This window comes from Aeromonas sp. 25-AL00135 (assembly GCF_054052385.1).
This window is the reverse complement of record NZ_JBSTYQ010000014.1, coordinates 39224-65054: the sequence shown is the minus strand read 5'-3', so window position 1 is coordinate 65054 and position 25831 is coordinate 39224. Positions and strand designations below refer to the sequence as shown.

Sequence of the window (25831 nt, the reverse complement as noted above, 5' to 3'; positions counted from 1 at the left end):
CGGGATGGGGGCACTATTGGCCCCCTCTTTTGATTGAAGATGACAACCTGCCTTATGAAACACATCTCTCGTCCGGCGCTGCTTGCCTCCTTGCTGGCTGCCGCCCTCTCTCTGCCTGCCGTGGCGGGTCAAGCCGCTACCGTTCAGCCTATCCCTGCCGGTGTCACCACCGTCACTCTGGCCCAGCAGGCGCCAATCCACTGGGTGTCGGTGGAGCAGATTGCCAAGAGTCTGGATGGCCTGCCCCCGATGGCAGTCGGGTTTGATATCGACGATACCCTGCTCTTCTCCAGCCCGGGTTTTTATCGCGGCAAACAGGAGTTCTCGCCCAACGACGAGAGCTATCTGAAGAACCCCGCCTTCTGGGAGAAGATGAACAATGGCTGGGATGCGTTCAGCATGCCGAAAGAGGTGGGCAAGGCGCTCATCGCCATGCATCTCAAGCGCGGAGACCACATCTATTTCGTCACCGGCCGCTCGGCCACCAAGACCGAAACCGTGAGCCAGACCTTGCAGCAGACCATGAATATTCCGGCCGACCAGCTCAATCCGGTGATCTTCGCCGGTGATCAGCCGGGTCAGAACACCAAGGTGCAGTGGCTCAAGGATAAGCAGATGAAGCTCTTCTACGGCGACGCCGACGGGGATATCAAGGCGGCGCAGGAGGTCGGCATTCGCGGCATTCGTCTGCTGCGGGCCGCCAACTCCAGCTATCGGCCACTGCCTTTGGCAGGGGCGCTGGGGGAAGAGGTGATCATCAACTCCCAGTTCTGATCCGGAGCGGATCCATGCAACAAGGGCGGGGCCATTGGCACCCGCCCTTTTTGCATCCGTCATCCAGCTCGGGTCAGTCGTCTGCCCACGGCATCTCGGGCAGGCTGTCGAGGAACTCGCCGTAACGGGTCAGATTGAAGGGGCCCTGATCGGCCTCCATCGCCATCAGCTCGGCCCCGAGGGCGCAGGCGATATATTGCAGTGCCTCTTCCCGCGGGGTGCCCTTCATTACCAGCCGCATCAGGGTCGCCTTCACATGGGGCGGGTGACCGTCGTTGAGCTGGTTCTCCACCATCTCCAGCAGCGCGTCTTCATCAAAAAATTCCTGAGTGTCGTTCATGGGATATCCGCAACAGTGAATGTGGCGGCCAGTATAGCCTGAATGGGGCTAACACCTTGAACAGCCTGCGAATAAACAATCCGATGGGGAGGCCATTTGTTACCCATAATTAGGAGGAGTTTGCCAAGGCAAACAGGTTGGAACACAGATAACATGGATGGACACGCCTATGCCCACGATAGATTCCCTGCTGGCCGAGCCCAAGCTACTGCCCCAGATCCCGGAAGTGATGCGCGATTTGATCCAGACCTTCAATGAAAAGGATCCGGATCTGCTCAAGATCAGCAAGTTGATCAACAAGGACCCTGTCATCTCCGCCAAGTTGCTGCGGCTGGCCAACTCGGCCAAATTCGGCAGTAGTCGTCAGATCGGCACCGTCAATGAAGCCGCGGTGCGGCTGGGGTTGGCGATGGTGCGCAACATGGTGCTGGCCTGCGGGCTCACCGAATCGGTCACTGCGGTGCCCGGCATTGACCTCAAACACTTCTGGGGCAGCGTGTTCAACGTGGCGGAGCTGGCCCGTCGTCTGGCGGTGAAGAAGGGGATGAAGGGGGATGAGGTCTTTACCTGCGCCCTGCTCTACGATCTTGGCCGACTGGTGATGCATGTGGGCCTGCCGGAAAACACCGTCCATCACATCCACGATCTGGAGTTGCACAAGGGACGGGCCAAGGCGGAAGAGCTGGTGGTCGGCTTCAACTATGCCCAGGTCGGGGCGGCTATGGCACGCTACTGGAAGTTCCCCGAGACCATCAGCAATGCGGTGGAGTATCACTACAACCCCATGCTGGCCAAGGAGTTCTCCGCCGAGGCCGGGTTGATCCATCTGGCGATCGTGCTGGCTGCGCAATCCGATGTGGGGGAAGAGGCGCCCCCCGAGTGGCCCCACAAGGTGGCAGATGCGCTGGGGTTGAGCTGGGCCGATTGCGCCGCCCAGTTCACTGCGCTGCGCGAGCAGGGTAATGGCTACGCTGGGTTGCTGGCCGCCTGAGCCCGTTTATCCCATCTCATCAGGGGCCAACGCGGCCCCTTTTTCATGGCCGATGGTGCCACTGGCTTGCCAGCCCGGGAGTGACGGGGCACTCTTTGCCCTTCACTTTCCGTTTGAGAGCTCTTGCCATGATTACCTCCTCCCGCCTGATCCTGCGCGAAATGATCGTCACCGACGCCCCCTTCATCCTTGAGCTGCTCAATGACGGCGACTTTTATCGCTACATCGGTGATCGGGGCATTCGCACCCTGGAGCAGGCGCAGGAGTATATCCAGCAGGGACCGGCGGTCAGCTATGCCCGCTATGGTCACGGGCTCTATCTGGTGGAGCGCAAGGAGGACGGTGCCAGCCTCGGTATCTGCGGTTTGATCAAGCGAGATACCCTGGAGCAGGTCGATATCGGTTATGCCTTCCTGCCGCAATATCGCGGTCAGGGCTACGCCATCGAAGCGGCGCAGGCCGCCCTTGCCGATGGCAAAAGCCGATTGGGGATCGGGCAGGTAGTTGCCATCGTCACTCCGGGCAACGAGCGATCCATCGGCCTGCTGGCCAAGCTGGGGTTGGTGCGCAGTCGATTGGTCAAATTGAGCGAAGATGCTGACGAATGCCTGCTGCTGGAGCAGTGATCAAGGTCAGAGAGCTGAAAAGCAAATGGCGAGGTAGCTGTCAGGCTGAGTGACAAGCAAGAGGCTGGATCTGGCTAAAGGCGTGAGAGAAGCAAAGAGGCCGCCGTGAGTTGCGGCCTGTCTGCATCGGGCGCTGCCGGAGGGCAGGCAGGATCAGTTGAGGTCTTCGATGGAGAACTCGCCAGCGATACCATCACAGGAGATGGCGAAACCGCCGCTGAAGCGGGTGCTGAACTGGATCAGAAACGCATCATTGTCGTGCTCTTGCACAGGCAGGTTGATGGGCTTGCTGCGACGCAGGGGCTTGTGTGTTTGTACTGCTTTCATCATGGTATTTCTCTATATAAATTAGGTGTTTGCTCCTTGTATTGGCAAATGTCAGGTCAATGGGCGCGGTCGATTGGGTGAACGACAAGCGCGCAGGAATACCCAGCCCGGTTAAGGGGCGTCTGCACTTTCAAGGAATATGCTGATGCATAAATCAAATTGGGTGGGCAGATCGGGTCTGCACCGTGAGAGCCGGGCAACGCAGGCAGACAGCCTGACGGTTCTCAAGGCGAGTAAATCAGAAGAAGGTTATGCGGGTACTGGCAGGATTCATCGTGAGGTGAAGCATTGCAGGGCAAACATAAACAGGCTGATTAACTAGCCGACGCGCATTCTCTCCTCGAAATGAATAAAAAGCAAACAATAATTTGCCGATGTTGAAGTCAGTACGCTTTTCCTCTGTGTAATCAAGGTGCTATCAGCAGCAAATATCCGCAGCTATCAGTCATAAAAAGAGGGCTCCCGACGGGAGCCCTCTCTCATTCTGCAATCAGCACTGTGGACCGACTCAGTAGTCGCCACAGGCCTTTTTGGCAGCCGTGATCATCGGGGTGATGGTCATGCCTTGCACCACGATGGAGAACATCACCACCGAGTAGGTCATCACCAGGATGACCTGACGCAGGTCGACGCCATGTTCCGGGATCATCATGACGCCGGAGGGGAGTGCCAGTGCCATCGCCATCGCCAGACCACCGCGCAGGCCACCCCAGGTGAGGATCCGCACCGAGAAGGTGTTGTAATTGCGGAATCGGCGGAAAGCCACATAGGGCAGCGACACGCTGATAAAGCGGGCACCCAGGCAGAGCGGCACCGCAATGACCAGCAGGATCCAGTCACGCCAGGCGAGATCCAGCAGTACCAGCGCCAGACCGATCAGCAGGAACAGCAGGGCGTTGAGGAACTGGTCCATCAACTCCCAGAAGTGATCCAGGTGATGGCTGCTCTGCTCGGAGAAGCCGGAGTGACGGGTCCAGTTGCCGATCATGATGCCGGTGACCACCATGGCCAGTGCGCCGGAGACGCCGATCATGTTGGCAAAGGCAAAACCGGCGGTCGGGATACAGAGGGTCAGCAGCAGCTCCAATGAACCGTCATCGGTGGCGCTGATCATCACGTGGGCGATGAGGCCCAGCACGGCGCCAAACAGGATGCCACCGAGGGCTTCGTGCAGGAACAGACCGGCCACGCTACCGAAGGTGGGCTCGACACCGCCAAAGGCGACGGCAAACACGGTAGCGAAGATGACGAGGCCAACACCGTCGTTGAACAGGGATTCCCCTTCGATCTGGATGGCGATCTGGGGTGGCGCTTTCATCTTCTTGACGATGGCCAGTACGGCAATCGGGTCAGTGGGGGAGATCAGCGCGCCGAACAGCATGCAGTAGACCAGCGGCAACTCCCAGCCCAGCAGCTTGGCGATAAACCAGAAGCCGTAGCCGATGAGGAAGGTGGAGAGCAGGGTGGCAATGATGGCCAGAATGGTGATCTCCCACTTCTGGCTACGCAGCGCCTTGAGGTTGATGCCAAGGCCACCGGCGAACAGCAGGAAGCCCAGAATCCCCTTCAGCAGGAAGTTCTGGAAGTCGATGCTCTCCATGGTCTTGACGGCAAGAGGTTCCAGGTTGAACCAGCCCAGTTTGCCAAACAGCACCAGCAGTGCGGAGATCAGCATGGAGCCCGCAGTAATGGCGATGGTGGTCTGGATCTTCACAACATACTGGTTGGCAAAGGCGATAAAAATCGCCAACGCTGCCAGAAAACAGAGTGTGTAGTAGACGCTCATAGTTATTTTTTTCTCGTTGGTAGACAGCAAGCACGTATCCCTATGCAGGACGGGCATAGGTTACTCTCGGGCCCTATGTTACTCATTACCCATAAATGAGTATATGGTGGCGCATTTGGACTGATAGACGGCTAGATTTCCATTTTATTTGTTTGCTGTTAGGATGCTGTTTACGCAGTTGCATGGATGTAAGAGGAACACGCGGTGTCGAACGTAATGTCGAGCAGAGAGCCGAGCAAGCAGTCGGACGTAACAAAGAAGCTGGAAGCCTGCCTCAGGGAGCGGATCCTGATCATCGACGGGGCCATGGGCACCATGATCCAGGGCTACAAACTCGGGGAGGCGGATTATCGGGGTGAGCGGTTTGCCGACTGGCATACCGACATCAAGGGCAACAACGATCTGCTGGTGCTGACCCGTCCGGCGGTGATCCGCGAGATCCACGAGCAGTATTGCGCTGCCGGGGCCGACATTCTCGAGACCAACACCTTCAACGCCACTCGCATCGCCATGGCCGATTACGAGATGGAAGAATTCTCGGCCGAGATCAACCGGGAAGCCGCCCGTCTGGCCCGCGCCGTGGCCGACGAGTGGACGGCAAAAGATCCCGCCAAGCCGCGTTTCGTGGCAGGGGTGTTGGGCCCCACCAACCGCACCGCCTCCATCTCGCCGGATGTGAACGATCCCGGCAAGCGCAACGTCACCTATGACCAGCTGGTGGCCGCCTATACCGAATCGACCCACGCCCTGATCGAGGGCGGCGCCGACATCATCCTGATCGAGACCATCTTCGACACCCTCAACGCCAAGGCCGCCGCCTTCGCGGTGGAAGGGGTGTTCGAGGTGCTGGGTTACAGCCTGCCTGTGATGATCTCCGGCACCATTACCGATGCCTCCGGTCGTACCCTCTCCGGCCAGACCACCGAAGCCTTTTATCACTCGCTGCGCCACGTCAAACCGGTATCGTTCGGCCTCAACTGTGCGTTGGGGCCGGACGAGCTGCGCCAGTATGTGGAGGAGTTGTCTCGCATTAGCGAGACCCATGTCAGCGCCCACCCCAACGCCGGTCTGCCCAATGCGTTCGGCGAGTACGATCTCGATGCCGTCGAGATGGCGGAGCATATCCGCGAGTGGGCCCAAAGCGGCTTCCTCAACCTGGTGGGCGGTTGCTGCGGCACTACCCCGACCCATATTCGCGCCATGGCCGATGCCGTGGCGGGCATCAAGCCGCGTGTGCTACCCGAACTGCCGGTGGCCTGCCGCCTGTCGGGTCTCGAGCCGCTGATCATCACCCCTGAATCCATGTTCGTGAACGTGGGGGAGCGCACCAACGTCACCGGTTCGGCCAAGTTCAAGCGGCTGATCAAGGAGGGGCTCTACGACGAGGCGCTCGATGTTGCCAAGCAGCAGGTAGAGAACGGCGCCCAGATCATCGACATCAACATGGACGAGGGGATGCTGGACGCCGAAGCGGCCATGGTGCGCTTCCTGAACCTCATCGCCGGTGAGCCGGATATCGCCCGGGTGCCTGTGATGATCGACTCCTCCAAGTGGGAGGTGCTGGAGGTGGGCCTCAAGTGCGTGCAGGGCAAGCCGGTGGTCAACTCCATCTCCATGAAAGAGGGGGAGGAGAAGTTTATCCAGCAGGCCAGATTGCTGCGTCGCTACGGCGCCGCCGTCATCGTGATGGCGTTCGATGAAGCGGGGCAGGCCGACACCCGCGCCCGCAAGTTCGAAATCTGCCAGCGTGCCTACCGGATCCTGGTGGATCAGGTCGGTTTCCCGCCGGAAGACATCATCTTCGATCCCAACATCTTCGCGGTGGCGACCGGCATCGACGAACACAACAACTACGCGGTGGACTTTATCGAGGCGGTGAAGGACATCAAGACGCACCTGCCCCATGCCATGATCTCCGGCGGCGTCTCCAACGTCTCGTTTTCGTTTCGCGGCAACGAGCCGGTGCGCGAAGCCATTCACGCCGTCTTCCTCTACCACGCCATCAAGAACGGCATGGACATGGGGATCGTCAACGCCGGTCAGCTCGCCATCTATGAAGACATTCCGGCGGAGCTGAAAGAGAAGGTCGAGGCGGTGGTGCTCAACCTCAATGACAATGCCACCGAGGAGCTGCTGGCCATCGCCGAGAAGTATCGCGGTGCCGGTGCCCAGGCTGAGGATCCGCGGGATCAGGAGTGGCGCAGCTGGCCGGTGGGCAAGCGGCTGGAGCACGCGCTGGTCAAGGGGATCACCGACTTTATCGAAGAGGATACCGAAGAGGCACGCGCTGGCGCCGAGAAGCCGCTGCACGTCATCGAAGGGCCGTTGATGGATGGCATGAACGTGGTCGGCGACCTGTTCGGCGCGGGCAAGATGTTCCTGCCGCAGGTGGTGAAATCGGCCCGGGTGATGAAGCGGGCGGTGGCCTATCTGCAGCCCTATATCGAGGCGGAAAAATCGGGCGGCTCCAGCAACGGCAAAATCGTGCTGGCGACCGTGAAGGGGGATGTGCACGACATCGGCAAGAACATCGTCGGGGTGGTGCTGCAGTGCAACAACTTCGAGATTGTCGACCTCGGGGTAATGGTCTCCTGCGAGACGATTCTCAAGACTGCGCGGGAGGTCGGCGCCGATATCATCGGGTTGTCGGGCCTTATCACTCCGTCGCTGGACGAGATGGTGCACGTGGCCAAAGAGATGGAGCGTCAAGGCTTCAAGCTGCCGTTGCTGATCGGCGGCGCTACCACCTCCAAGGCGCACACTGCGGTGAAGATCGAGCAGAACTACTCGGAGCCTGTGGTCTATGTCTCCAACGCCTCCCGCGCGGTGGGGGTGGCCCAGAGCCTGCTCAGCCCGGATCTGAAGGAGGCGTTTGTCGCCCGCATCGACAAGGAGTACGAGATCGCCCGGGATCAGCATGCCCGCAAGCAGCCGCGCTCCCGCCCGGTCAGTCTGGCCCATGCCCGCGCCAACCGGCACCAGCTGGATTGGGTTGGCTACCAGCCCCCCAAGCCCCGCGAGCTCGGGGTGCAGAAGTTCGAAGATGTGGCCATTTCGGTGCTGCGTCCCTACATCGACTGGACGCCGTTCTTCCTCAGCTGGGAGCTGGCGGGCAAGTATCCGCGCATCCTCGAGGACGAGATCATCGGCGAGGAGGCAACCAAACTGTTTGCCGATGCCAACGCCATGCTGGATCAGCTGGAAAAGGATCATAGCGTGCGCTGCGCTGGGGTGATCGGTCTGTTCCCGGCCAACGCGGTAGGAGACAGCATCGAGGTCTACAGCGACGAGTCGCGCACCGAGGTCATCAAGGTGCTGCACCACCTGCGCCAGCAGAGCGAGAAGCAGGGCTTCCCCAACTACTGTCTGGCGGACTATGTGGCGCCGAAAGAGAGCGGCAAGCCCGACTGGATCGGCGCCTTCGCGGTGACCGGCGGCATCGGTGAGGAGGCCATCGCCAAGGCCTACAAGGCGCAGCATGACGACTACAACGCCATCCTGATTCAGGCGGTGTGCGACCGTCTGGCCGAAGCCTTTGCCGAGTATCTGCACGAGCAGGTGCGCAAGGTACATTGGGGTTATGCTCCCGACGAGGCCCTCAGCAACGAGGAGCTCATTCGCGAGAACTATCAGGGTATCCGCCCGGCCCCCGGTTATCCGGCCTGCCCGGAGCACACCGAGAAGGGGAGCATCTGGGAGCTGCTGGAGGTGGAGCAGGCTATCGGCATGCAGCTCACCGAATCCTACGCCATGTGGCCGGGGGCGGCGGTGTCGGGCTGGTACTTCTCCCATCCCGAGAGCAAATACTTCGCGGTGGCGCAGATCCAGCAAGATCAGGTGGAAGATTACGCCGTTCGCAAGGGGATGACGCTGGCAGAGGCCGAACGCTGGTTGGGGCCAAACCTGAACTGACTCCCGCGTGACACCGGTTGATCTTTAACGAGAAACGGCGGCATCCTTGCACGGGTTGAACAACCTGCGCAGAGCCGCCGTTTAACCTGTTGGTCATAGTGACAGGTTAGAGTGCTGTTTGGTGTGGTTTGTCTTGTTGTCAGGATAAACAATTGGCGTTGTCTTGGCGCTGTGGCACCTTATACTCTCCCGCCCCATCCTGCCCAGGCACAGCCTTCTAGCGGAATTGTCATGAAGATCGCCATTTTATCCCGTGAGCCGAAAAACTACTCCACCCGCCGTCTGGTCGAGGTGGCACAGGCGCGCGGTCATCAGGTAGAGGTGCTCGACACCCTGCGCTGCTATATGAATATCGCTTCCCACAACCCCTCCATTCACTACGAGGGTGGGGAGCTGGGAAGTTATGACGCCGTGATCCCGCGGATCGGTGCCAGCATTACCGCCTACGGCACCGCCGTGCTGCGCCAGTTCGAGATGATGAACACCATGGCCCTCAACAGCTCGGTGGCCATCAGCCGTTCCCGCGATAAGCTGCGGGCGATGCAACTGCTCTCCCGCCACGGCATCGGCCTGCCCATCACCGGCTATGCCCACAGCACCCACGACGTGCCCGACCTCATCACCATGGTGGGCGGGGCGCCGCTGGTGGTGAAACTGCTGGAGGGAACCCAGGGGATTGGCGTGGTGCTCTGCGAGACTCAGAAGGCCGCCGAGAGCGTGATCGAGGCCTTTATCCAGACCAACAACAACATTCTGGTGCAAGAGTATATCCGCGAGGCCAATGGCGCCGATATCCGCTGTCTGGTGGTCAACGGCAAGGTGGTTGCCGCCATGCGCCGTCAGGCCCAGCCGGGGGAGTTTCGCTCCAACCTGCACCGTGGCGGCACCGCCGAGGCGATCAAGATCACCCCGGAAGAGCGCGCCACCGCGGTGCAGGCCGCCAAGATCATGGGGCTGGATGTGGCGGGGGTCGATATCCTGCGCAGCGCCCGTGGCCCGCTGGTGCTGGAGGTCAACTCCTCCCCCGGCCTGCAAGGGGTGGAAGCCGCCTCCGGCAAGGATGTGGCCGGCAAGATCATCGAGTTCCTCGAACTCAAGGCGAGCCGCAAGAACAAACCGGCGGAGTGAGCCTCGGGCTTGCATCCGTCAGATAGAAACAGGGCGCCCCCGGGCGCCTTGTTGCTATCTGGCTGGTGGGTTGGCGGTGCCACTGCGCCCTCACCCTAACCCTCTCCCCAAGGGAGAGGGAACTGTTCGGCAGTGATCATCGCCAGCCGGGCGCTAAATACGCCATCTTCCAGCCGGGTATCGATCTGCCAACCGAGTTTCTCGCAGATGCGCTGGATGATGGTGAGGCCACAGCCGTAACCGAGGATCTGATCCGGCGCCGCCGCCGTCGGGTTGCTGATGGTGAGCACCGGGCCGCACAGCTCGATGTCGATATGTCCCTCGGCATAGCTCAGGGCATTTTTCAGCAGATTGCCGAGGGCGATGGCGAGCAGGGAGAGGGGGGCGTTTACTTCGCTGCTCTCGTTCAGATTAAGCCGGATATCGAGGGCCTCCCGCTGCAACAGCGGAGCGAGGCGGGCCAGCTCCTGACGGATCAGCGGGGTGACCTGTTGCAGTGGCCTCTCCACCGCCTCCTTGCGGCCCAGCAGCAGGAAGGTCTCGGTGAGCAGCGCCATCTCGTCGGCGGCGGCGCGGATGCGGGTGGTGGCGCGGGCGGCTGGCGCGGGCAGATCCGTCACCTTGCCGAGCAGGGCCGCCGAGCCCTGGATCACCATGTTGGGGGTGCGCAGCTCGTGGCTGGCGAAGCGGCTGAACTCCTGCTCGCGAGCAAACACTGCGCTCACCTCCTGCTTGCCGGCCAGCAGCGCCAGCTCGATGTCCCGCAGCTCCTGCCAGGGGGCGTCGGGCTCGAAATCCGCCTGATCCGGGGTGAGGTGGGCGACCCTCTGTTGCAGCCGTTGCAGCGGTCCTGTGATATGGCGTACCAGCCAGATGCCGAAGCCGAGGCAGCCCAGCAGCAGGGTCACCCCGATCAGTCGGGTCGCCAGATGCAGCTTGTCTTCGTAGGGGTCTAGGTAGTCATCAGCGTCGTCATTGAACACCAGATAGAGCAGTCCCTCGCCGGAGGGGTGACGGGCCACCAGAAAGTGTTTGTCCTCCTTGCCCAGCTGATGCTCGAAAAAGCCGGGGGTCTGGTAGGGCTTCAGCCATTTCGGCAGGCGGCCCGCCTCGGTCCAGTAGCTGGAGAACTGTCTGGGGCTCGGGGCAGCGGCGGCCGGGCCGAGTCGCAGCCAGTCATCGCTGTAGCGGGTCACTTCGGCTTCCAGCCAGTGGCGCAGACTCAGCTCTTCCATCTTGTCCTCGGCCACCAGCATCAAGCCGGAGAGCAGGATCAGCAGCACCACCCCGGCGCCGCCGAGCGCCATGATCAGGCGGCGGCGCAGGCTCGGCAGGCTCATGCGCTCACCAGTCGATAGCCCTGACCGTGCAGGGTCTCCAGCATGGGAGTGGGGAAGGGTTTGTCGAGTGCGTTGCGCAGGGCATAGATATGGCTGCGCAGGGCATCGGAGTCGGGCTCCTCATCCCCCCAGACGGTGTCGAGCACCTCCTGACGGCTGACGATGGCGGGGGCGCGGCGGGCCAGCAGGGCGAGGATCCGGAACGGGATCTTGCCGAGCTTGAGGGGCTCACCGGCGCGGGTGGCGCGGCCGCTGGCGACATCGACCGTCAGATCGCCAAAGCTGATGGCCCCCACATCGCCGCGCGGGCCACGCAGGTTCAGAGCTTGCAGCCGTACCTCCAGCTCCTCCATGGCGAACGGCTTGACCAGATAGTCGTCGCCACCGGCCTTGAACCCCGCCAGCTTGTCCTCCAGGCTGTCGCGGGCGGTGAGAAACAGCACGGGAGTGGCAATCCCCTGCTCGCGCAGGCGCGCCACCGTGCTGAGGCCATCGAGGCGCGGCATCATCACATCCATGATGATGACGTCGAAACGCTGATCCTCCAGCAGTTGCAGCGCCGCCTGACCGTGATAGGCACAATCGAGGCGGTGACCGGCCAGCTCCAGATAATCCATGATGGTTTCCGCTACCTGAGGATTGTCTTCCACTACCAAAATCTTCATGCTTTGCTCTCCTGGTTGGCGAGCGTTTCACGCTCTTTTCACACCGGATTCGGCATCCTGTTTGCCAGTGTAACCCCGAGGATCCCTGATGAAGAAGTCTCTCTGCGCCCTCCTGCTGTTGATCTTGTTGCCACTTGGCACCGCACAGGCGACCGAATTCAAACTGACCGGCCGCACCACCTGGCAGCTTGGCCAGTTGATGGTCAACGGAATGCCGTTCGTGATCGACGACCAGACCCGCTTCAAGGATTGGCTCAACGAGGATGATCTCGGCGGTACCTGGGTCGAGATGAAGGGGGTGGTGGAGAACGGCGTGCGCTATGTGCGCAAGGTCGAGGCCCTCGACGAAGATGACAAGGACGAGATGGATCTGGAGGGGCCGGTCGAAGGGGGGCGGATCTGGGGCTACACCACCTCGGATAACAGTCTGGCGCCGTTCGAAGGGCGCTGGCTCGAGCTGGAGTGCAAGTTTGACGGCATGCGCCTGAGCCGCTGCCGTGAGGATGACTGATCCGATCTCTGCGTTCCGATTAGAAATGCTCCCGAATGAAGCCCATGCTTGTCCAGCATGGGCTTTTTGTTCAGGGACGAACGAAGATGGAACAATCGAGAAAGTGGTGTGCATGGATGCTGGGTCTGCCGCTCTGGGCGGCGCAGGCGGGAGCCGACGAATTGTGGCTGGTGGAGCTGGAGCACAGCGACGGCATCCGCCTGCAATTTCAGGGGGCCGAAGTGGAGCAGGGCAGTGCCGCCGTTTGGCGGCAGGGGGAGATTTGGCCGCAGCCACTCAAGCCCGGCGACCAGCTTGCTCTGCTGGTGGCTGATGGCGTTGCCACCCGGATTGAGCTGCTGGCCGCCAGAGCCCCGCTGGCCAATCAGCCCTGGCAGCGGGCGCAAGATCGCCTGCAATCCTTCGATGATCGGCAGCTCACGCTGGCCACCCTGGGCACAGTGCCACTCAATCCGCAGGTGCGCTGGGTCAACGGCTCGGTCGCCGATCTGCACGCCGGGAGCGAGCTGGTATTGATCCGTTCGGCGGATGGAATATTGCAGGGAATTGAAGTGATCAATCCGGAAGAGTAATTCAGTATCTTCTTATTTAATATGGTTTCACCATATTGTGGCAGCCATTAAATAATGACTGTCACAATATTTATGATTTATTCCTCAATAAAGTCATCACTCTAATTATTTTCTTATACCACCATTATTTTGTTTGTCATGAATGTTTTTTGGTGGTTTATTTTATTTGTGTCAGGTTTTGTCGGAGTCCATACCTGTCAAATGAAAAAGGATATTTCTACACAATAACAATTATCGTATGTCTGAAAGAGGGATAAATGATGAATAGAATAATTACCGCCAATCTGGCGTTTTTGGCGTCTTCATTGATGCTCGCTCAGGTGCAGGCGGCTGAACCTGTCTACCCTGATCAGGTCAAGTGGGCGGGTCTTGGGACGGGCGTCTGTGCCAGTGGTTATCGTCCTCTGACCCGCGATGAAGCCATGAGTATCAAGGGTAATCTGGTCAGCCGCATGGGGCAGTGGCAGATCACCGGGCTGGCGGATCGCTGGGTGATTATGGGGCCGGGATATAATGGCGAAATCAAACAGGGCACTGCCGGAGAAACCTGGTGCTATCCAAATTCACCGGTTTCCGGAGAAATACCAACACTCTCTGACTGGAATATTCCGGCGGGTGATGAGGTCGATGTGCAATGGAGGCTTGTCCACGACAATGATTATTTTATCAAGCCGGTCAGTTATCTCGCCCATTATTTGGGATACGCCTGGGTGGGTGGAAATCACAGCCCCTATGTCGGGGAGGATATGGATGTTACCCGGGTTGGCGATGGCTGGCTGATAAAGGGAAATAATGACGGCGGCTGCTCCGGATATCGTTGCGGGGAGAAGAGCTCCATCAAGGTAAGCAACTTCTCATATACTCTGGAACCCGACTCTTTCAGCCATGGTCAGGTCACCGAGAGCGGCAAGCAGCTGGTCAAGACCATCACGGCCAATGCGACCAACTACACCGACCTGCCCCAGCAGGTGGTGGTGACCCTGAAGTACGACAAGGCCACCAACTGGTCGAAGACCGACACCTACAGTCTGAGCGAGAAGGTGACCACCAAGAACAAGTTCCAGTGGCCGCTGGTGGGTGAGACCGAGCTTGCCATCGAGATTGCGGCGAGCCAGAGCTGGGCTTCCCAACACGGGGGCTCGACCACCGAGACCGTCTCGGTTGAAGCGCGTCCCACGGTGCCGCCTCACTCCAGCCTGCCGGTACGGGTTGCGCTCTACAAGTCCAACATCTCCTACCCCTACGAGTTCAAGGCCGAGGTCAATTATGACCTGACCATGAGGGGCTTCCTGCGCTGGGGCGGCAATGCCTGGTATACCCATCCGGAGAATCGTCCTACTTGGGAGCACACTTTTGCCGTCGGCCCGTTCCGCGACAAGGCGAGCAGCATCCGCTATCAGTGGGACAAGCGTTATATCCCGGGTGAAGTGAAGTGGTGGGACTGGAACTGGACCATCAGCGAGTATGGCTTGTCGACCATGCAGAATAACCTGGGTCGTGTGCTGCGCCCGATCCGTTCGGCAGTGACCGGTGACTTCTATGCCGAGAGCCAGTTTGCCGGCGATATCGAAATCGGTCAGCCCCAGATCCGTTCCGCGGCCTCTGCCCAGTTGCGTAACGCCTCTGCTGAAGGTGTGGCTCTGACCGGTGTGGATCTGGACAGCGAGGCCCTTGCCAACGAAGGGTTTGGCAACGTATCCCTGACCATAGTTCCGGTTCAATAACCTCACTCGCAGGCCCCTTTCATAGGGGCCTGTTTCTGTTTGCTCTGCGCCCCTCTTTTTCTCCTCTTGTCCCTGAATGATCACAACGGGAACCTGTGGCGTGCCAAGGTGATGCCAACGCAGGTTTGACCTCTGCCCGAGGTGGCCCCGTGAGCGAGGCATCGTTCACTCATTTGTTGAAAGAGGCGTGTTGGCCAGATTGTTAACGGCTTGTGCTTTAAATTTTCCCCCTTATACTGGCGCCATCTTGTCGGAGTGCTGACCGTCGAACGACGCGAAGCTGAGACCGTTAATTCGGGATCCGTGGAACCTGATCAGGTTAAAACCTGCGAAGGGAACAAGGGTAACTTGCGGGTTACCGCGCCGGAGGAGGAACAAGCCTCTTCCGCTCATCGAAGGGGTAACCCTGATGGGTCAGGGCGCACAGGAGGGAGTCTGTCCCGTCCGGTTGTCCAGCACGTGGGGTGCCTTGCCACAGCGTGCAGAGAGCGGAAAGCGGCAGAACAACAGCGCGGAGATCCATCCCGCACGCACTCCCTCCCGAGATAAACACCCCGCCGCAAGTTCATCTTCTCCTCGAACTCCAGACAAGCAAATACCCATAACTTCAACCAGTTAATGTGAGTTTTGCTATGTCTACTTCCGTATCTGATATCACCAAATCCAGCCGCCGCGAGCAGCGCTCCAGCGCTCAGGCCTTTATCGACAGCCTCAAGGGGATGGCTCACCCCAACTCCCGCCGCATCTTTATCGAAGGCTCCCGCGCCGATATTCGTGTCCCGCTGCGGGAGATCCAGCTGGCCGACACCTTCGTCGGCGGCACCAAAGAAGATCCCAAGTTCGAGCCCAACGAGCCGGTGCCGGTCTATGACACCTCTGGCCGTTACGGGGAGGAGGGGGTCGCCATCGACGTGCGCCGTGGCCTGCCGCGCCTGCGGGAGAACTGGGTGCTGGAGCGCGATGACACCGACGAACTGCCGGGGCTCAGCTCCACCTTCACTCAGGAGCGGCTGGCCGACGAGGGGCTGGATCACCTGCGCTTCGAGCATCTGCCCAAGCCGCGTCGTGCCAAGCCGGGTCGCCGGGTCACCCAACTGCACTACGCCCGTGCCGGCATAGTCACCCCCGAGATGGAATTTATCGCCATTCGCGAGAACATGGGGCGCGAGCGGGTGCGCTCCGAGCTCCTGCGCACCCAGCATCCGGGCCGTGATTTCGGTGCCCGCCTGCCGGAAAATATCACTCCCGAATTTGTGCGCGATGAGGTGGCGGCCGGTCGCGCCATCATCCCCAGCAACATCAACCACCCGGAAGCGGAGCCGATGATCATCGGCCGCAATTTTCTGGTGAAGATCAACGCCAACATCGGCAACTCGGCGGTCAGCTCCAGCATTGAGGAGGAGGTCGAAAAGCTGGTCTGGTCCACCCGCTGGGGCGCCGACACAGTGATGGATCTCTCCACCGGCCGCTACATCCATGAGACCCGCGAGTGGATCCTGCGCAACAGCCCGGTGCCCATCGGTACCGTGCCCATCTATCAGGCGCTGGAGAAGACCAACGGCATTGCCGAAGACCTCACCTGGGAGCTGTTCCGCGACACCCTGCTGGAGCAGGCCGAGCAGGGGGTGGACTACTTCACCATCCACGCTGGCGTCCTGCTGCGCTTCGTGCCGATGACCGCCAAGCGCCTCACCGGCATCGTCTCGCGCGGCGGCAGCATCATGGCCAAGTGGTGCCTGTCGCATCACAAGGAGAACTTCCTCTACCAGCACTTCCGCGAAATCTGCGAGATCTGCGCCGCCTATGACGTGGCCCTGTCGCTGGGCGACGGTCTACGCCCCGGCTCCGTCTATGACGCCAACGACGAGGCCCAGTTCGCCGAGCTGCGCACCCTGGGTGAGCTGACCAAGATCGCGTGGGAGTACGACGTACAGGTGATGATCGAGGGCCCCGGCCACGTGCCGATGCACATGATCGAGCGCAACATGACCGAGCAGCTGGAGCACTGCCACGAGGCGCCTTTCTACACCCTTGGCCCGCTCACCACCGACATCGCGCCCGGTTACGATCACTTCACCTCCGGCATCGGCGCCGCGCTCATCGGCTGGTATGGCTGCGCCATGCTCTGCTACGTCACCCCCAAGGAGCATCTGGGGCTGCCCAACAAGGAGGATGTGAAGCAGGGGCTGATTACCTACAAGATCGCCGCTCACGCCGCAGATCTGGCCAAGGGTCACCCGGGCGCCCAGATCCGCGACAACGCCATGTCCAAGGCGCGCTTCGAGTTCCGCTGGGAGGATCAGTTCAATCTGGCCCTCGACCCCGACACTGCCCGCGCCTATCACGACGAGACCCTACCGCAGGAGTCCGGCAAGGTGGCTCACTTCTGCTCCATGTGCGGGCCCAAGTTCTGCTCCATGAAGATCACCCAGGACGTGCGTGACTATGCGGCGAAGCTTGAAGCCGTTGAGATCAAGCTGGTCGGCATGGATGGCCAGCAGGAGCAGGTAGTGGCTCAGGTGGAGAGCGGCATGGCCCGCATGGCGGAGACCTTCAAGGAGACCGGTGGCGAGATCTACCATCAGGCGGCGGCGCTGAAACAGGCCGCAGGGGAGGAGGCGTGAGCAGCGCAAGCGGGGCTGTCAGCCCCGCCGACCTGTCGCCCGTGACCGACTCTCGCCCAGTTGTCTGGACCATCGCCGGTTCAGACTCCGGTGGCGGTGCCGGCATTCAGGCCGATTTGCACACATTGCACGACCTTGGCGTGCACGGTTGCTCGGTTATCTCCGCCATCACAGCCCAGAACTCGGTGGCGGTGAAGATGGTTGACCCCGTACTGATGCAGACCTTCACCGCCCAGATCGACGCCCTCGGCGTCGATCTGCCGCCCGCCGCCATCAAGATCGGTCTGCTGCCGACCCGGCTCCATGTGGAGGTACTGGCCCGCCGACTGGCAACAATCGAGGCCCCCTTCGTGGTCTACGACCCGGTGGCCATCGCCAGCTCCGGCACCCCGATGGCGGAGCCCAATATGCTGGCGGCGGTGCGCGAACAGTTGTTGCCACGTCTGTCGCTCATCACCCCCAACAGCCCCGAACTGGAAGCCCTGACCGGCATTCCTGCGACCAGCCCTGTGCTGGTGCGCTTCGCTGCCCAGCGGCTGCGCAAACTCGGCGCCAGCGCCGTGCTGGTCAAGGGCGGCCATCTGGGTTGGAGCGGTGAGCTCTGCCTCGACTACTACCAGGACGAGACCCGCGAATTCTGGCTGGCGGCGCCGCGCCTGAATACCCGCCACGGCCACGGCACCGGCTGCTGCTACGCCAGCGCCATCGCCGCCGTGGTGGCGCAGGATTATCCGGTGGAGGACGCCATCATCCTGGCGCGTGCCTACCTGCAACAGGGGTTGGCGGCGGCGCAGGGGGTGGGGGCAGGCCCGGGCCCCATCGCCCATCTTGGCTGGCCTGCCAATCTTGCTCACTTCCCCCGCGCCGTGTTGGCGGGGTCAACCCTCGATCGCCGCCTCGGACTTTATGAAACAAGCATCGCCCGCCTGCCACAGGGCCCCTTCGCGCCGACCGAACATAACCTCGGCCTCTATCCGGTGGTGGATTCGGTCAAGTGGCTGCGCCGCCTGCTGGGGCAGGGGGTCAAAACCATCCAACTGCGGATCAAGGATCTGCCCGCCGCAGAGGTGGCGCCGGCCATTCGTGATGCGGTAGCGCTTGGTCGCCGCCATGGGGCGCGGCTCTTTATCAACGACTACTGGCAGCAGGCCATCGAGGCGGGCGCCTGGGGCGTGCATCTGGGGCAGGAGGATATGGAGACCGCCGATCTCGCCGCCATTCAGGCGGCCGGGCTGCGCCTTGGCATCTCCACCCACGGCTACTTCGAGCTGATGCGGGCCCGCGAGCTGGCCCCCTCCTACATAGCGCTCGGCCATATCTTCCCGACCAACACCAAGGCGATGCCTTCGCGCCCGCAGGGGCTGGTGCGGCTGCACCGCTACCGCGCCCTGATGGCGGAGTGGCCGACGGTGGCCATCGGCGGCATCAGCGAGGAGCGGGTGGCGGCGGTCAAGGCAAGCGGGGTCGGCAGTATCGCGCTGGTCTCGGCCATCACTGCCAGCGATGACTGGCAGGGGGCGACCGAGCGGCTGCTCGCTGCCGTGGGGGCGGGGGATGAGCCGCGCTCGGCCACCGTTATACAGGAGGCAGAACATGCGCTCTGATGAGGCGTCTCTTAGTGACAAAGAGTATCTGAGATACGGCCGCCAGCTGATGCTGGCGGAAGTGGGGGAGGCGGGTCAGGCACGGCTCAAGGATAAATCGGTGCTGATCGTCGGTCTCGGCGGGCTCGGCTCGCCGCTGGCCCTCTATCTGGCCGGGGCCGGGGTGGGCACCTTGTGGCTGGCCGATGGCGATACGGTCGATTCCAGCAATCTGCCGCGCCAGATCCTGTTCGATAGCGAGGCGGTCAACCACTCCAAGGCGGAGCTGGCCCGCGAGCGGTTGGCGGCCCACAACCCGCTGGTGGAGCTGATCTCCATCAACCAGCGGCTCGATGCCGCCAACCTGCCGGAGTTTGTGGCCGAGGTAGATCTGGTGATCGACTGCTGCGACAACCTCGCCACCCGCCAGGCCATCAACGCCGCCTGCGTGGCTCAGGGCAAGCCCTGGATCTCCGCCGCCGCAGTAGGTTGGCAGGGGCAGCTGATGGCGCGCACCAGCAGCGATCACGCCTGCTACGCCTGCCTCTATCCGCTGGATACCAAGCTCGCCCAGAGCTGCGAGACCAGCGGCGTCACCGGCCCGCTGGTCGGGGTGATGGGTTCTTTGCAGGCGCTGGAGGCATTGAAGCTGCTGCTCGGGATGTCGAGCCCGGTCGCGGGCACATTGCGCCGCTTCGATGCTTTGACCCATCAGTGGCAGACCCTCACTCTGGCTCCCGACCCCGATTGCCTGGTCTGCGGGCAGCGCCGATGCCCGACACACGATAAGGAGACCACCCCATGACCCTCACCATTCGACTCAACGATAAAGCCCAGCCGCTGGCGGCAGAGCAGAGCGTGGCCGACCTGCTGGCGGCGCAAGATGTTAATCCACAGGGGGTGGCGGTGGCCCTTAACGGCGCCGTGCTGCCCCGTGGCCGCTGGGCCGAGACCCGTCTCAATGACGGGGACGAACTCCACCTCTTCACCGCTATTGCGGGAGGCTGACCCATGATGCTCGCAGTCCCATCTTCGCGTGTTCTGCCTTGCGGCGGAACCTCATCTCTTCTTATCGCAGTGGCCGGAGGCTGACATGCTCAAGATTGCCGATCACACCTTCTCATCGCGCCTCTTTACCGGCACCGGCAAGTTTGCCCGCCCTGACCTGATGGCCGCCGCCATCGAGGCGAGCGGCTCCCAACTGGTCACCATGGCTATCAAGCGGCTGGAACCGGGCAAGGCCCACGACGATATCCTGAGCCCCTTGCTGCAACTCGGGGTCAAGCTGCTGCCCAACACCTCAGGCGCCAAGACCGCCGCCGAGGCGGTATTTGCTGCCCACCTCGCCCGCGAGGCGCTGGGGACGAACTGGTTGAAGCTGGAGATCCACCCCGATCCGCGCTATCTGTTGCCCGATCCCATCGAGACACTGAAAGCCGCCGAGCAGCTGGTGAAAGAGGGCTTTGTGGTGCTGCCCTACTGCGGCGCCGACCCCGTGCTCTGCAAGCGGCTGGAAGAGGTGGGCTGCGCCGCCGTGATGCCGCTCGGCGCGCCGATTGGTTCGAATCAGGGGCTGGTAACCCGGGAGTTTCTCTCCATCATCGTCGAGCAGGCCAATGTGCCTGTGGTGGTGGATGCGGGGATCGGTGCGCCGAGCCACGCCGCCGCCGCCTTTGAGCTGGGTGCCGACGCCGTGCTGGTCAACACCGCCATTGCGGTGAGCGGCGACCCGGTCGCCATGGGCCGCGCCTTTGCGCTGGCCTGCACCGCCGGTCGCAGCGCTTATGAAGCTGGCCTTGGCGCCCGCGCCCTGCAGGCCCAAGCCTCCAGCCCGCTCACCGATTTTCTGGGGGCGTTATGAGTCATGATGCTGGCTCGGGGCAAGAGCCAATCGCCACGCCCTCTTTCTCGGTTTCTCACGAGGCCGATGTGTTTAGCCCCCCTCTCCCTCTGGGAGAGGGGCTGGGGGTGAGGGCACTGGGTGTAAGGGCTAAGGAGCCTTCTTTTCTCGACCGATGGCAGGAGCTGGAGTGGGACGATATCGGCATGCAGATCCGCGCCAAAACTGCCGCCGATGTGGCCCGCGCCCTGAGCGCACCCCGCCGCACCCTGGCCGATTTTATGGCGCTGATCTCCCCAGCCGCCGAAGCCTATCTGCCGCAGATGGCAGCCGAGGCCGAGCGGCTGACCCGCCAGCGCTTTGGCAACACCATCGGCTTCTATGTGCCGCTCTATCTGTCGAACCTCTGCGCCAACGACTGCACCTATTGCGGCTTCTCCATGAGCAACCGCCTCAAGCGCAAGACCTTGAATGCAGAGGAGATAGAGCGCGAGTGTCTGGCCATCAAGGCGCGCGGTTTTGACAGCGTGCTGCTGGTGACCGGCGAGCACGAGCACAAGGTGGGGCTCGCCTATTTTCGCGAGGTGATGCCCATCATCCGCCGCCACTTCAGCACGGTGGGGATGGAGGTGCAGCCCCTCTCGCAGGCCGACTATGCCGAGCTGAAAAGCCTCGGCCTTGACGCCGTCATGGTCTATCAGGAGACCTACCACGCCCCCACCTATGCCCGCCACCACCTGCGCGGCAACAAGCAGGACATCGCATGGCGCCTCGCCACACCGGATCGGCTGGGCCGCGCCGGTATCGACAAAATCGGGCTGGGGGCGCTGATCGGCCTCTCCTCGGACTGGCGCGCCGACAGCTACTTTGTCGCCGAGCATCTGAGCTGGCTTGAGCGTCACCACTGGCAGAGCCGCTATTCGCTCTCCTTCCCGCGCCTGCGCCCCTGCACAGGCGGACTGGAACCTGCCGTGGTCATGTCGGATCGCCAGCTGGCCCAGCTGATCTGCGCCTGGCGTCTCTTCTCGCCGACGCTGGACTTGTCCCTCTCCACCCGCGAGTCGGCTACGTTTCGCAACGGCGCGGTGCGCCTTGGCATCACCCAGATGTCGGCCGAGTCGCGCACCCAGCCGGGGGGCTATGCCGAGGGGGATGCGGAGGAGCTGGAGCAGTTCGCCATCCACGACGACCGTCCGATGGGGGAAGTGGCCGCCGCCGTGCGGCAGGCCGGGTTGCAGCCGGTGTTCAAAGATTGGGAGCCGTTTTTGGGTCGTTAACGACGTTTACAGCTGCGATAACAGACTGCGGCAAGCAGATCGGAGGGGCAGATCCCCGCCACTGCTTGCCGCTTTGCTTTGTTTGCTCAAATAGGATTGTTTCGTTGGTGCGACGATGATTCTTGATATCGTTTCGCCAGTGCAAAAATCGTGGCTGCAGCTCAGCTTATCGCATGGGTCATTGCGACCATTAGCAATGGCCGATTTGGGGGGTAAGGATGGGCCGGTTGCCGCTATGCAGGGCAAAGCGTATCTATGCGAGCAGTGGTAGGGTCGATTAGCCGCTAGGCGTAATCGTCCGTTTTGCAGGTTGGAAGGTGATGGTTAGGCTCCGTTCGCTCGACATCTGTCTCGCGGCCCGGACAAGCGGGTTCGTCTCAGCGAATAAGAGGGGGAATCAATACCATGCCCATCGTTGCTCCAGGGGCTGTCATAGGCTGTCTCTTGATCACAACTGTTTGTTGACGCTCAAGAGACAGGGGGAATTCACATCGTTTATTGTCCCCTACGGAATTTTTATTAAAAATATAATCTTTCCAACTTCACCTTAGATAACACACTGGTTACTTCAACTTGAAATCGCTCAAGCATAGATTCAAATCTATAAAGTGAGTCGTAATTCCGGATAAATGCATGAGAGTGTAGTTTTTTATACCAATTGAGTTCAGTTAAATGGTAGTTTTCGATTTGAGGTTGTATTAGTTGTGCACAATTGATTTGGAAAAGAATAGAAGATAGCTTTTCTATTGCCATATGGCCAAAAAAGTATTTTGATATATGGCTTTTAAGTTCGGCTTTGTCCATTGTGCTCACATCTTCAATGTGCTCTCTGGCTAATGAATAATAAATCTCTATGTATCTTTCTTGAGAGAGACACTCAATAAGTGCGGTAGCTTCTGCGATTTGCTCTTTTGTTAATGTAGTTAATAACTGCTCGCTCAATTCATTTTTCTTTTCCATTTCTTGTATTATTTTTTCGAAATCAGGATTATGTGAGGTAATGTCAATAATGGTCTTTTCCTGTTTGTACCTTGCCAGGTATTCCTCTTGTGTTACATATGTAAAATACGCATCAAATATTTTCTTGATGGCTTCTTCATTTAAATGGTTGAGGTTGTTGGTGATGTTTAGGCTATAATTTAAGTAGTGATTTGACTTTATTGATGCTATGGCTTTTGCATATGTGTTACTAGATAGGGAATATCTGTTTGTAACAGTTTTTTTTGCTTGTGCGGCGATCGATGTACCTTCAATGTCTTTGTATTTGGCTAAGTCCAAAGATATTGATTGGAGATCGTAATATGAAAGTTGGCTTGGTGTTTCAGTCCAAGAATATTCATATTTAATATCTTGAGTGATTTGCTCCTGAAAATCTAATAGTTTAAATAACATAGTGAATCTTAGCTCAAGTATTTCAATATTAATAAGTGGTGTTTCAGCTAAGTGAGTTTTACTGTCGTTGCTCGCAGGATATCTAAAAGTTTGACCTGTAGGGTCAATGTCGGCAATATCTTGAATGTATGAATCCAGTAATGGAATTAGCTTGCTAAATCGTGAGTCGATTATTGGAGCATACTCGGCTACTAGGCTCCATAGTTTAGATAAATCGTGTGTAGCAGCTTCATTTATTGTCGGGAAGGGTTCTAGTGTTCCTCTTAATGAATGATCTTTAGCTACTTTGGCATCTCTATGTTGCTTTAGTTTAATGTCTCTCTTTGGAGCTAAAACTCCTAAGTCTTTCCACCATTTTTTTAGTCGTAGTTCCACAGCATGTCTCATGTTGAAACAAATAGGATAAACTAAAAAGTCGAGGTGGGTTCTGAATTCAGAAGATTCCTTTGCTACTCTAATTAATTCTAGTGCGGCACTTGAAAAGCCCAGAGCATAATCTGTGTTTGAACGTGCTTCTCCTTCTGGAGAAAAACTACCATTATAACCAACAGTTGCATTCAAGGTGGTATTTTTTCCTCCTGAAAAAGTATCATTTTCAATTGTTTTCTTCATCGTTTTATCCTGAGGTTAGGCTAATGGTGTAATTAGGGTGGTACTATAGCTGAGTATCGAATTTTGTATAAATGATTTCATTGGCTGTCAATAGGCGTAAGTTTTAGTCAATCTTGGCTCGTACACATGATATTAAGAAAATGTGTCGATTGAATTGCCACCAGTAAAATGGTTGTAGGGTATACATCATTTGGCAGAGTTTTGGCATGCTGTTTGACTAAAGATATGAGCATAATATGTTTGCCAGAAACATCACCCATTTACGTCTACTACGTCAGCAGAATACGACCCATTACAAAGCACAGTCTATGGGAATAAGAGAGTAAATATGTGCATCCATAGGCTGGCCATGTAGGAAGATGCGATTTTTTGCCCGGCACTCAAAGGCGGCTCCGGCAGCGATGGCAACAGCTTCACTGGCGATGTTGCCAACCCCCATCACGATCTCCAGCCGAAATAGTCCCAACTGCTGAAAGCCAAAGTCACGGAGCAGGGCGACCGCCTGTCGGGCGATACCGCATCCTTGGCTGGATTGGCGTACCCAATAGCCGATATTGCCGTAGCGATGATGGGGTGACAGCTGGTTGATTCCTGCGCCACCCAGCAGTTGGCCGGTGGTGGCGCAGAAGATGCCCATGTCAAAGGCGCGTCCCGCCGCACAATCCTGCTCGCAGCTGGCAAACCACGCCAGCGCGCTCTCCCGAGTAAATGAACGGGAGCACCAGCTCATCCATTTGCCGACCGTCTCGATCGATTCGTGGGCCGCGCGGACAAACTCGTCGGCATCGCCCGCTTCGAACGGGCGGATTACGATCTGGGTGTTGGCAAGGGTAGTGAGTTGCATCGTGCTTCCTGCTTGATGGTGTCTATGGGACTGCGCTGCCCAGTTGCTTGAGGGAAGCCGTCAGCGAGAAAGGCAGAGCAAATTCCTTCATACCAGCCAACCTCTCCAGCTCTGCTTGGCCGACTTGCTGCAACTGGGTTTGCTGGGATGGCGTCAGGGTGGTGGCTCTCGCCTTGATCAAGGTGTCGAGAAAACTGCGGTCTCCCGCTACCGCCTGATGGAACGCCTTGATCGCCAGCGCATCCACTTCTGCTGCGGTGCAGCGCTCCATGCTTTTCTCATGCAGATAGATCAGCACTGTCGTCTGTTGTTCCCTCTCCAGTGACCAGAAGGGGTCGCTTTTTGCGGGCAGTGTGGCGCTGTGTTGTGACTTGATCGCTTCACATCGCTCAAATGCCGGATCCAGATCGTGTAGTGACAGGGCAAGGGTGCTGGAACTGGTTGCAAGCAGCGCAAAGAGCAAGGCAAGGCGTCTATAGAAGGAGAGACTCCAGCTACCCGGCGGCTTGTCTATTGCAGGGCTGTTGCGGCTGCTCATCGGCTTATGACTGCTTTTTCAGAAAGTAACTGATATGCCCCGGCGGCATATCGGGCAGCTGGCCAAAGACTTCGTAACCCTGCTTCTGATAGAAGGGGAGAGCCTGAAAACTGGTGGTTTCCAGATGGTAGTTGCTGATGCCCTTGCTTTGGGCGTACTGCTCCATGGCGCCGAGCAGGCGGCCGCCCCAGCCATCGCGGCGGATGCTTTCGTCGATCCAGAGCCAGTCGACGTGCAGCCAGCCCCACTTGATGTCGGCGATGATGCCGCCGTGTACCTTGCCCTCTTTATCCTTGATAAAGCTGGCGATCCGCTCGCGCAGATGGGTGCCGGCGTGACCCGTGTTGAAGCCAGAGAGACCAATGCGCAGCGCTTCGATCTCATCATCCTGAGGCGGTTGGGGTGGTGTGAGTTGCATAGTGCTT

Annotated in this window: 23 protein-coding genes and 1 riboswitch; of the genes, 14 read left to right on the top strand and 9 right to left on the bottom strand. The window is 59.5% G+C overall.

The window, feature by feature from the left end; translation table 11 throughout:
* Positions 1-54: 54 nt before the first annotated feature.
* On the top strand, positions 55-774 hold the full coding sequence (gene aphA, locus ACW5XC_RS14135) for an acid phosphatase AphA (RefSeq protein ID WP_005342927.1): 720 nt from the start codon (positions 55-57) through the stop codon (positions 772-774).
* A gap of 73 nt (positions 775-847) precedes the next feature.
* Here aphA and ACW5XC_RS14130 read toward each other — a convergent pair whose 3' ends face one another.
* Entirely contained in the window at positions 848-1114 is a 267-nt protein-coding gene (locus ACW5XC_RS14130; protein WP_005348674.1) for a hypothetical protein, read from the bottom strand.
* A 169-nt stretch (positions 1115-1283) separates the two neighbouring features.
* On the opposite strand from ACW5XC_RS14130, the gene ACW5XC_RS14125 reads away from it, so the two are divergent.
* Both ACW5XC_RS14125 and ACW5XC_RS14120 read left to right on the top strand, forming a co-directional pair.
* On the top strand, positions 1284-2105 hold the full coding sequence (locus tag ACW5XC_RS14125; protein WP_042052573.1) for an HDOD domain-containing protein: 822 nt from the start codon (positions 1284-1286) through the stop codon (positions 2103-2105).
* Between the two features lie 128 nt (positions 2106-2233).
* Positions 2234-2731 carry a GNAT family N-acetyltransferase gene (locus ACW5XC_RS14120; RefSeq protein ID WP_042052574.1) on the top strand — a complete coding sequence of 166 codons (498 nt, stop codon included), beginning with the start codon at positions 2234-2236 and terminating at the stop codon, positions 2729-2731.
* Positions 2732-2884: 153 nt separating this feature from the next.
* Here the strand turns inward: ACW5XC_RS14120 and ACW5XC_RS14115 are convergent, their stop codons facing one another.
* The gene (locus tag ACW5XC_RS14115) at positions 2885-3061 is read right to left on the bottom strand and encodes a hypothetical protein (protein ID WP_005340085.1); all 177 of its coding nucleotides are present in this window, start codon (positions 3059-3061) and stop codon (positions 2885-2887) included.
* 505 nt (positions 3062-3566) lie between these two features.
* Positions 3567-4844: a cation:proton antiporter gene (locus tag ACW5XC_RS14110; RefSeq protein ID WP_021231596.1), complete on the bottom strand. Its 1278-nt coding sequence runs from the start codon at positions 4842-4844 to the stop codon at positions 3567-3569.
* Positions 4845-5060: 216 nt separating this feature from the next.
* On the opposite strand from ACW5XC_RS14110, the gene metH reads away from it, so the two are divergent.
* Both metH and rimK read left to right on the top strand, forming a co-directional pair.
* On the top strand, positions 5061-8756 hold the full coding sequence (gene metH, locus ACW5XC_RS14105) for a methionine synthase (RefSeq protein ID WP_042052576.1): 3696 nt from the start codon (positions 5061-5063) through the stop codon (positions 8754-8756).
* A gap of 231 nt (positions 8757-8987) precedes the next feature.
* Entirely contained in the window at positions 8988-9884 is an 897-nt protein-coding gene (rimK, locus tag ACW5XC_RS14100) for a 30S ribosomal protein S6--L-glutamate ligase (protein ID WP_005340088.1), read from the top strand.
* 95 nt (positions 9885-9979) lie between these two features.
* Here the strand turns inward: rimK and ACW5XC_RS14095 are convergent, their stop codons facing one another.
* Positions 9980-11224 carry a sensor histidine kinase gene (locus ACW5XC_RS14095; RefSeq protein WP_042052577.1) on the bottom strand — a complete coding sequence of 415 codons (1245 nt, stop codon included), beginning with the start codon at positions 11222-11224 and terminating at the stop codon, positions 9980-9982.
* Positions 11221-11889, bottom strand: a complete 669-nt coding sequence (locus ACW5XC_RS14090; protein ID WP_042052580.1) for a response regulator transcription factor — start codon at positions 11887-11889, stop codon at positions 11221-11223. The genes ACW5XC_RS14095 and ACW5XC_RS14090 overlap by 4 nt, the downstream gene beginning before the upstream one ends.
* Positions 11890-11977: 88 nt before the next feature.
* On the opposite strand from ACW5XC_RS14090, the gene ACW5XC_RS14085 reads away from it, so the two are divergent.
* The 9 genes from ACW5XC_RS14085 (at position 11978) to thiH (ending at position 22020) form a co-directional block, all read left to right on the top strand.
* Complete coding sequence (locus ACW5XC_RS14085; RefSeq protein ID WP_005340092.1) at positions 11978-12400, top strand: hypothetical protein; 423 nt, start codon at positions 11978-11980, stop codon at positions 12398-12400.
* 86 nt (positions 12401-12486) lie between these two features.
* The gene (locus ACW5XC_RS14080; RefSeq protein ID WP_042052581.1) at positions 12487-12972 is read left to right on the top strand and encodes a hypothetical protein; all 486 of its coding nucleotides are present in this window, start codon (positions 12487-12489) and stop codon (positions 12970-12972) included.
* A gap of 260 nt (positions 12973-13232) precedes the next feature.
* Positions 13233-14696: an aerolysin AerA gene (gene aerA / locus ACW5XC_RS14075; RefSeq protein WP_178378379.1), complete on the top strand. Its 1464-nt coding sequence runs from the start codon at positions 13233-13235 to the stop codon at positions 14694-14696.
* Positions 14697-14937: 241 nt separating this feature from the next.
* Positions 14938-15050, top strand: a riboswitch (TPP riboswitch).
* Between the two features lie 278 nt (positions 15051-15328).
* Positions 15329-17320: a phosphomethylpyrimidine synthase ThiC gene (gene thiC / locus ACW5XC_RS14070; protein ID WP_042052585.1), complete on the top strand. Its 1992-nt coding sequence runs from the start codon at positions 15329-15331 to the stop codon at positions 17318-17320.
* Positions 17317-18924, top strand: coding sequence for a thiamine phosphate synthase (gene thiE / locus ACW5XC_RS14065; RefSeq protein WP_042052586.1), 1608 nt, complete (start codon positions 17317-17319; stop codon positions 18922-18924). The genes thiC and thiE overlap by 4 nt, the downstream gene beginning before the upstream one ends.
* Positions 18914-19708 (top strand): HesA/MoeB/ThiF family protein, encoded by a 795-nt coding sequence (locus ACW5XC_RS14060; protein WP_042052587.1) that lies wholly within the window; start codon positions 18914-18916, stop codon positions 19706-19708. Before thiE ends, ACW5XC_RS14060 begins: the two co-directional genes overlap by 11 nt.
* Complete coding sequence (gene thiS / locus ACW5XC_RS14055) at positions 19705-19911, top strand: sulfur carrier protein ThiS (RefSeq protein WP_042052588.1); 207 nt, start codon at positions 19705-19707, stop codon at positions 19909-19911. Before ACW5XC_RS14060 ends, thiS begins: the two co-directional genes overlap by 4 nt.
* 85 nt (positions 19912-19996) lie before the next feature.
* The gene (locus ACW5XC_RS14050) at positions 19997-20764 is read left to right on the top strand and encodes a thiazole synthase (protein ID WP_024945667.1); all 768 of its coding nucleotides are present in this window, start codon (positions 19997-19999) and stop codon (positions 20762-20764) included.
* The gene (gene thiH / locus ACW5XC_RS14045; RefSeq protein WP_042052590.1) at positions 20761-22020 is read left to right on the top strand and encodes a 2-iminoacetate synthase ThiH; all 1260 of its coding nucleotides are present in this window, start codon (positions 20761-20763) and stop codon (positions 22018-22020) included. Before ACW5XC_RS14050 ends, thiH begins: the two co-directional genes overlap by 4 nt.
* A gap of 519 nt (positions 22021-22539) precedes the next feature.
* Here thiH and ACW5XC_RS14040 read toward each other — a convergent pair.
* The 4 genes from ACW5XC_RS14040 to ACW5XC_RS14025 all read right to left on the bottom strand — a co-directional run bounded on the left by ACW5XC_RS14040 (position 22540) and on the right by ACW5XC_RS14025 (position 25824).
* Complete coding sequence (locus tag ACW5XC_RS14040) at positions 22540-24024, bottom strand: hypothetical protein (protein WP_042052591.1); 1485 nt, start codon at positions 24022-24024, stop codon at positions 22540-22542.
* A 292-nt stretch (positions 24025-24316) separates the two neighbouring features.
* On the bottom strand, positions 24317-24868 hold the full coding sequence (locus tag ACW5XC_RS14035; protein ID WP_042052592.1) for a GNAT family N-acetyltransferase: 552 nt from the start codon (positions 24866-24868) through the stop codon (positions 24317-24319).
* Positions 24869-24890: 22 nt separating this feature from the next.
* Positions 24891-25406, bottom strand: a complete 516-nt coding sequence (locus tag ACW5XC_RS14030; protein ID WP_042052594.1) for a hypothetical protein — start codon at positions 25404-25406, stop codon at positions 24891-24893.
* A 4-nt stretch (positions 25407-25410) separates the two neighbouring features.
* Entirely contained in the window at positions 25411-25824 is a 414-nt protein-coding gene (locus tag ACW5XC_RS14025; protein ID WP_042052595.1) for a GNAT family N-acetyltransferase, read from the bottom strand.
* Positions 25825-25831: the final 7 nt, after the last annotated feature.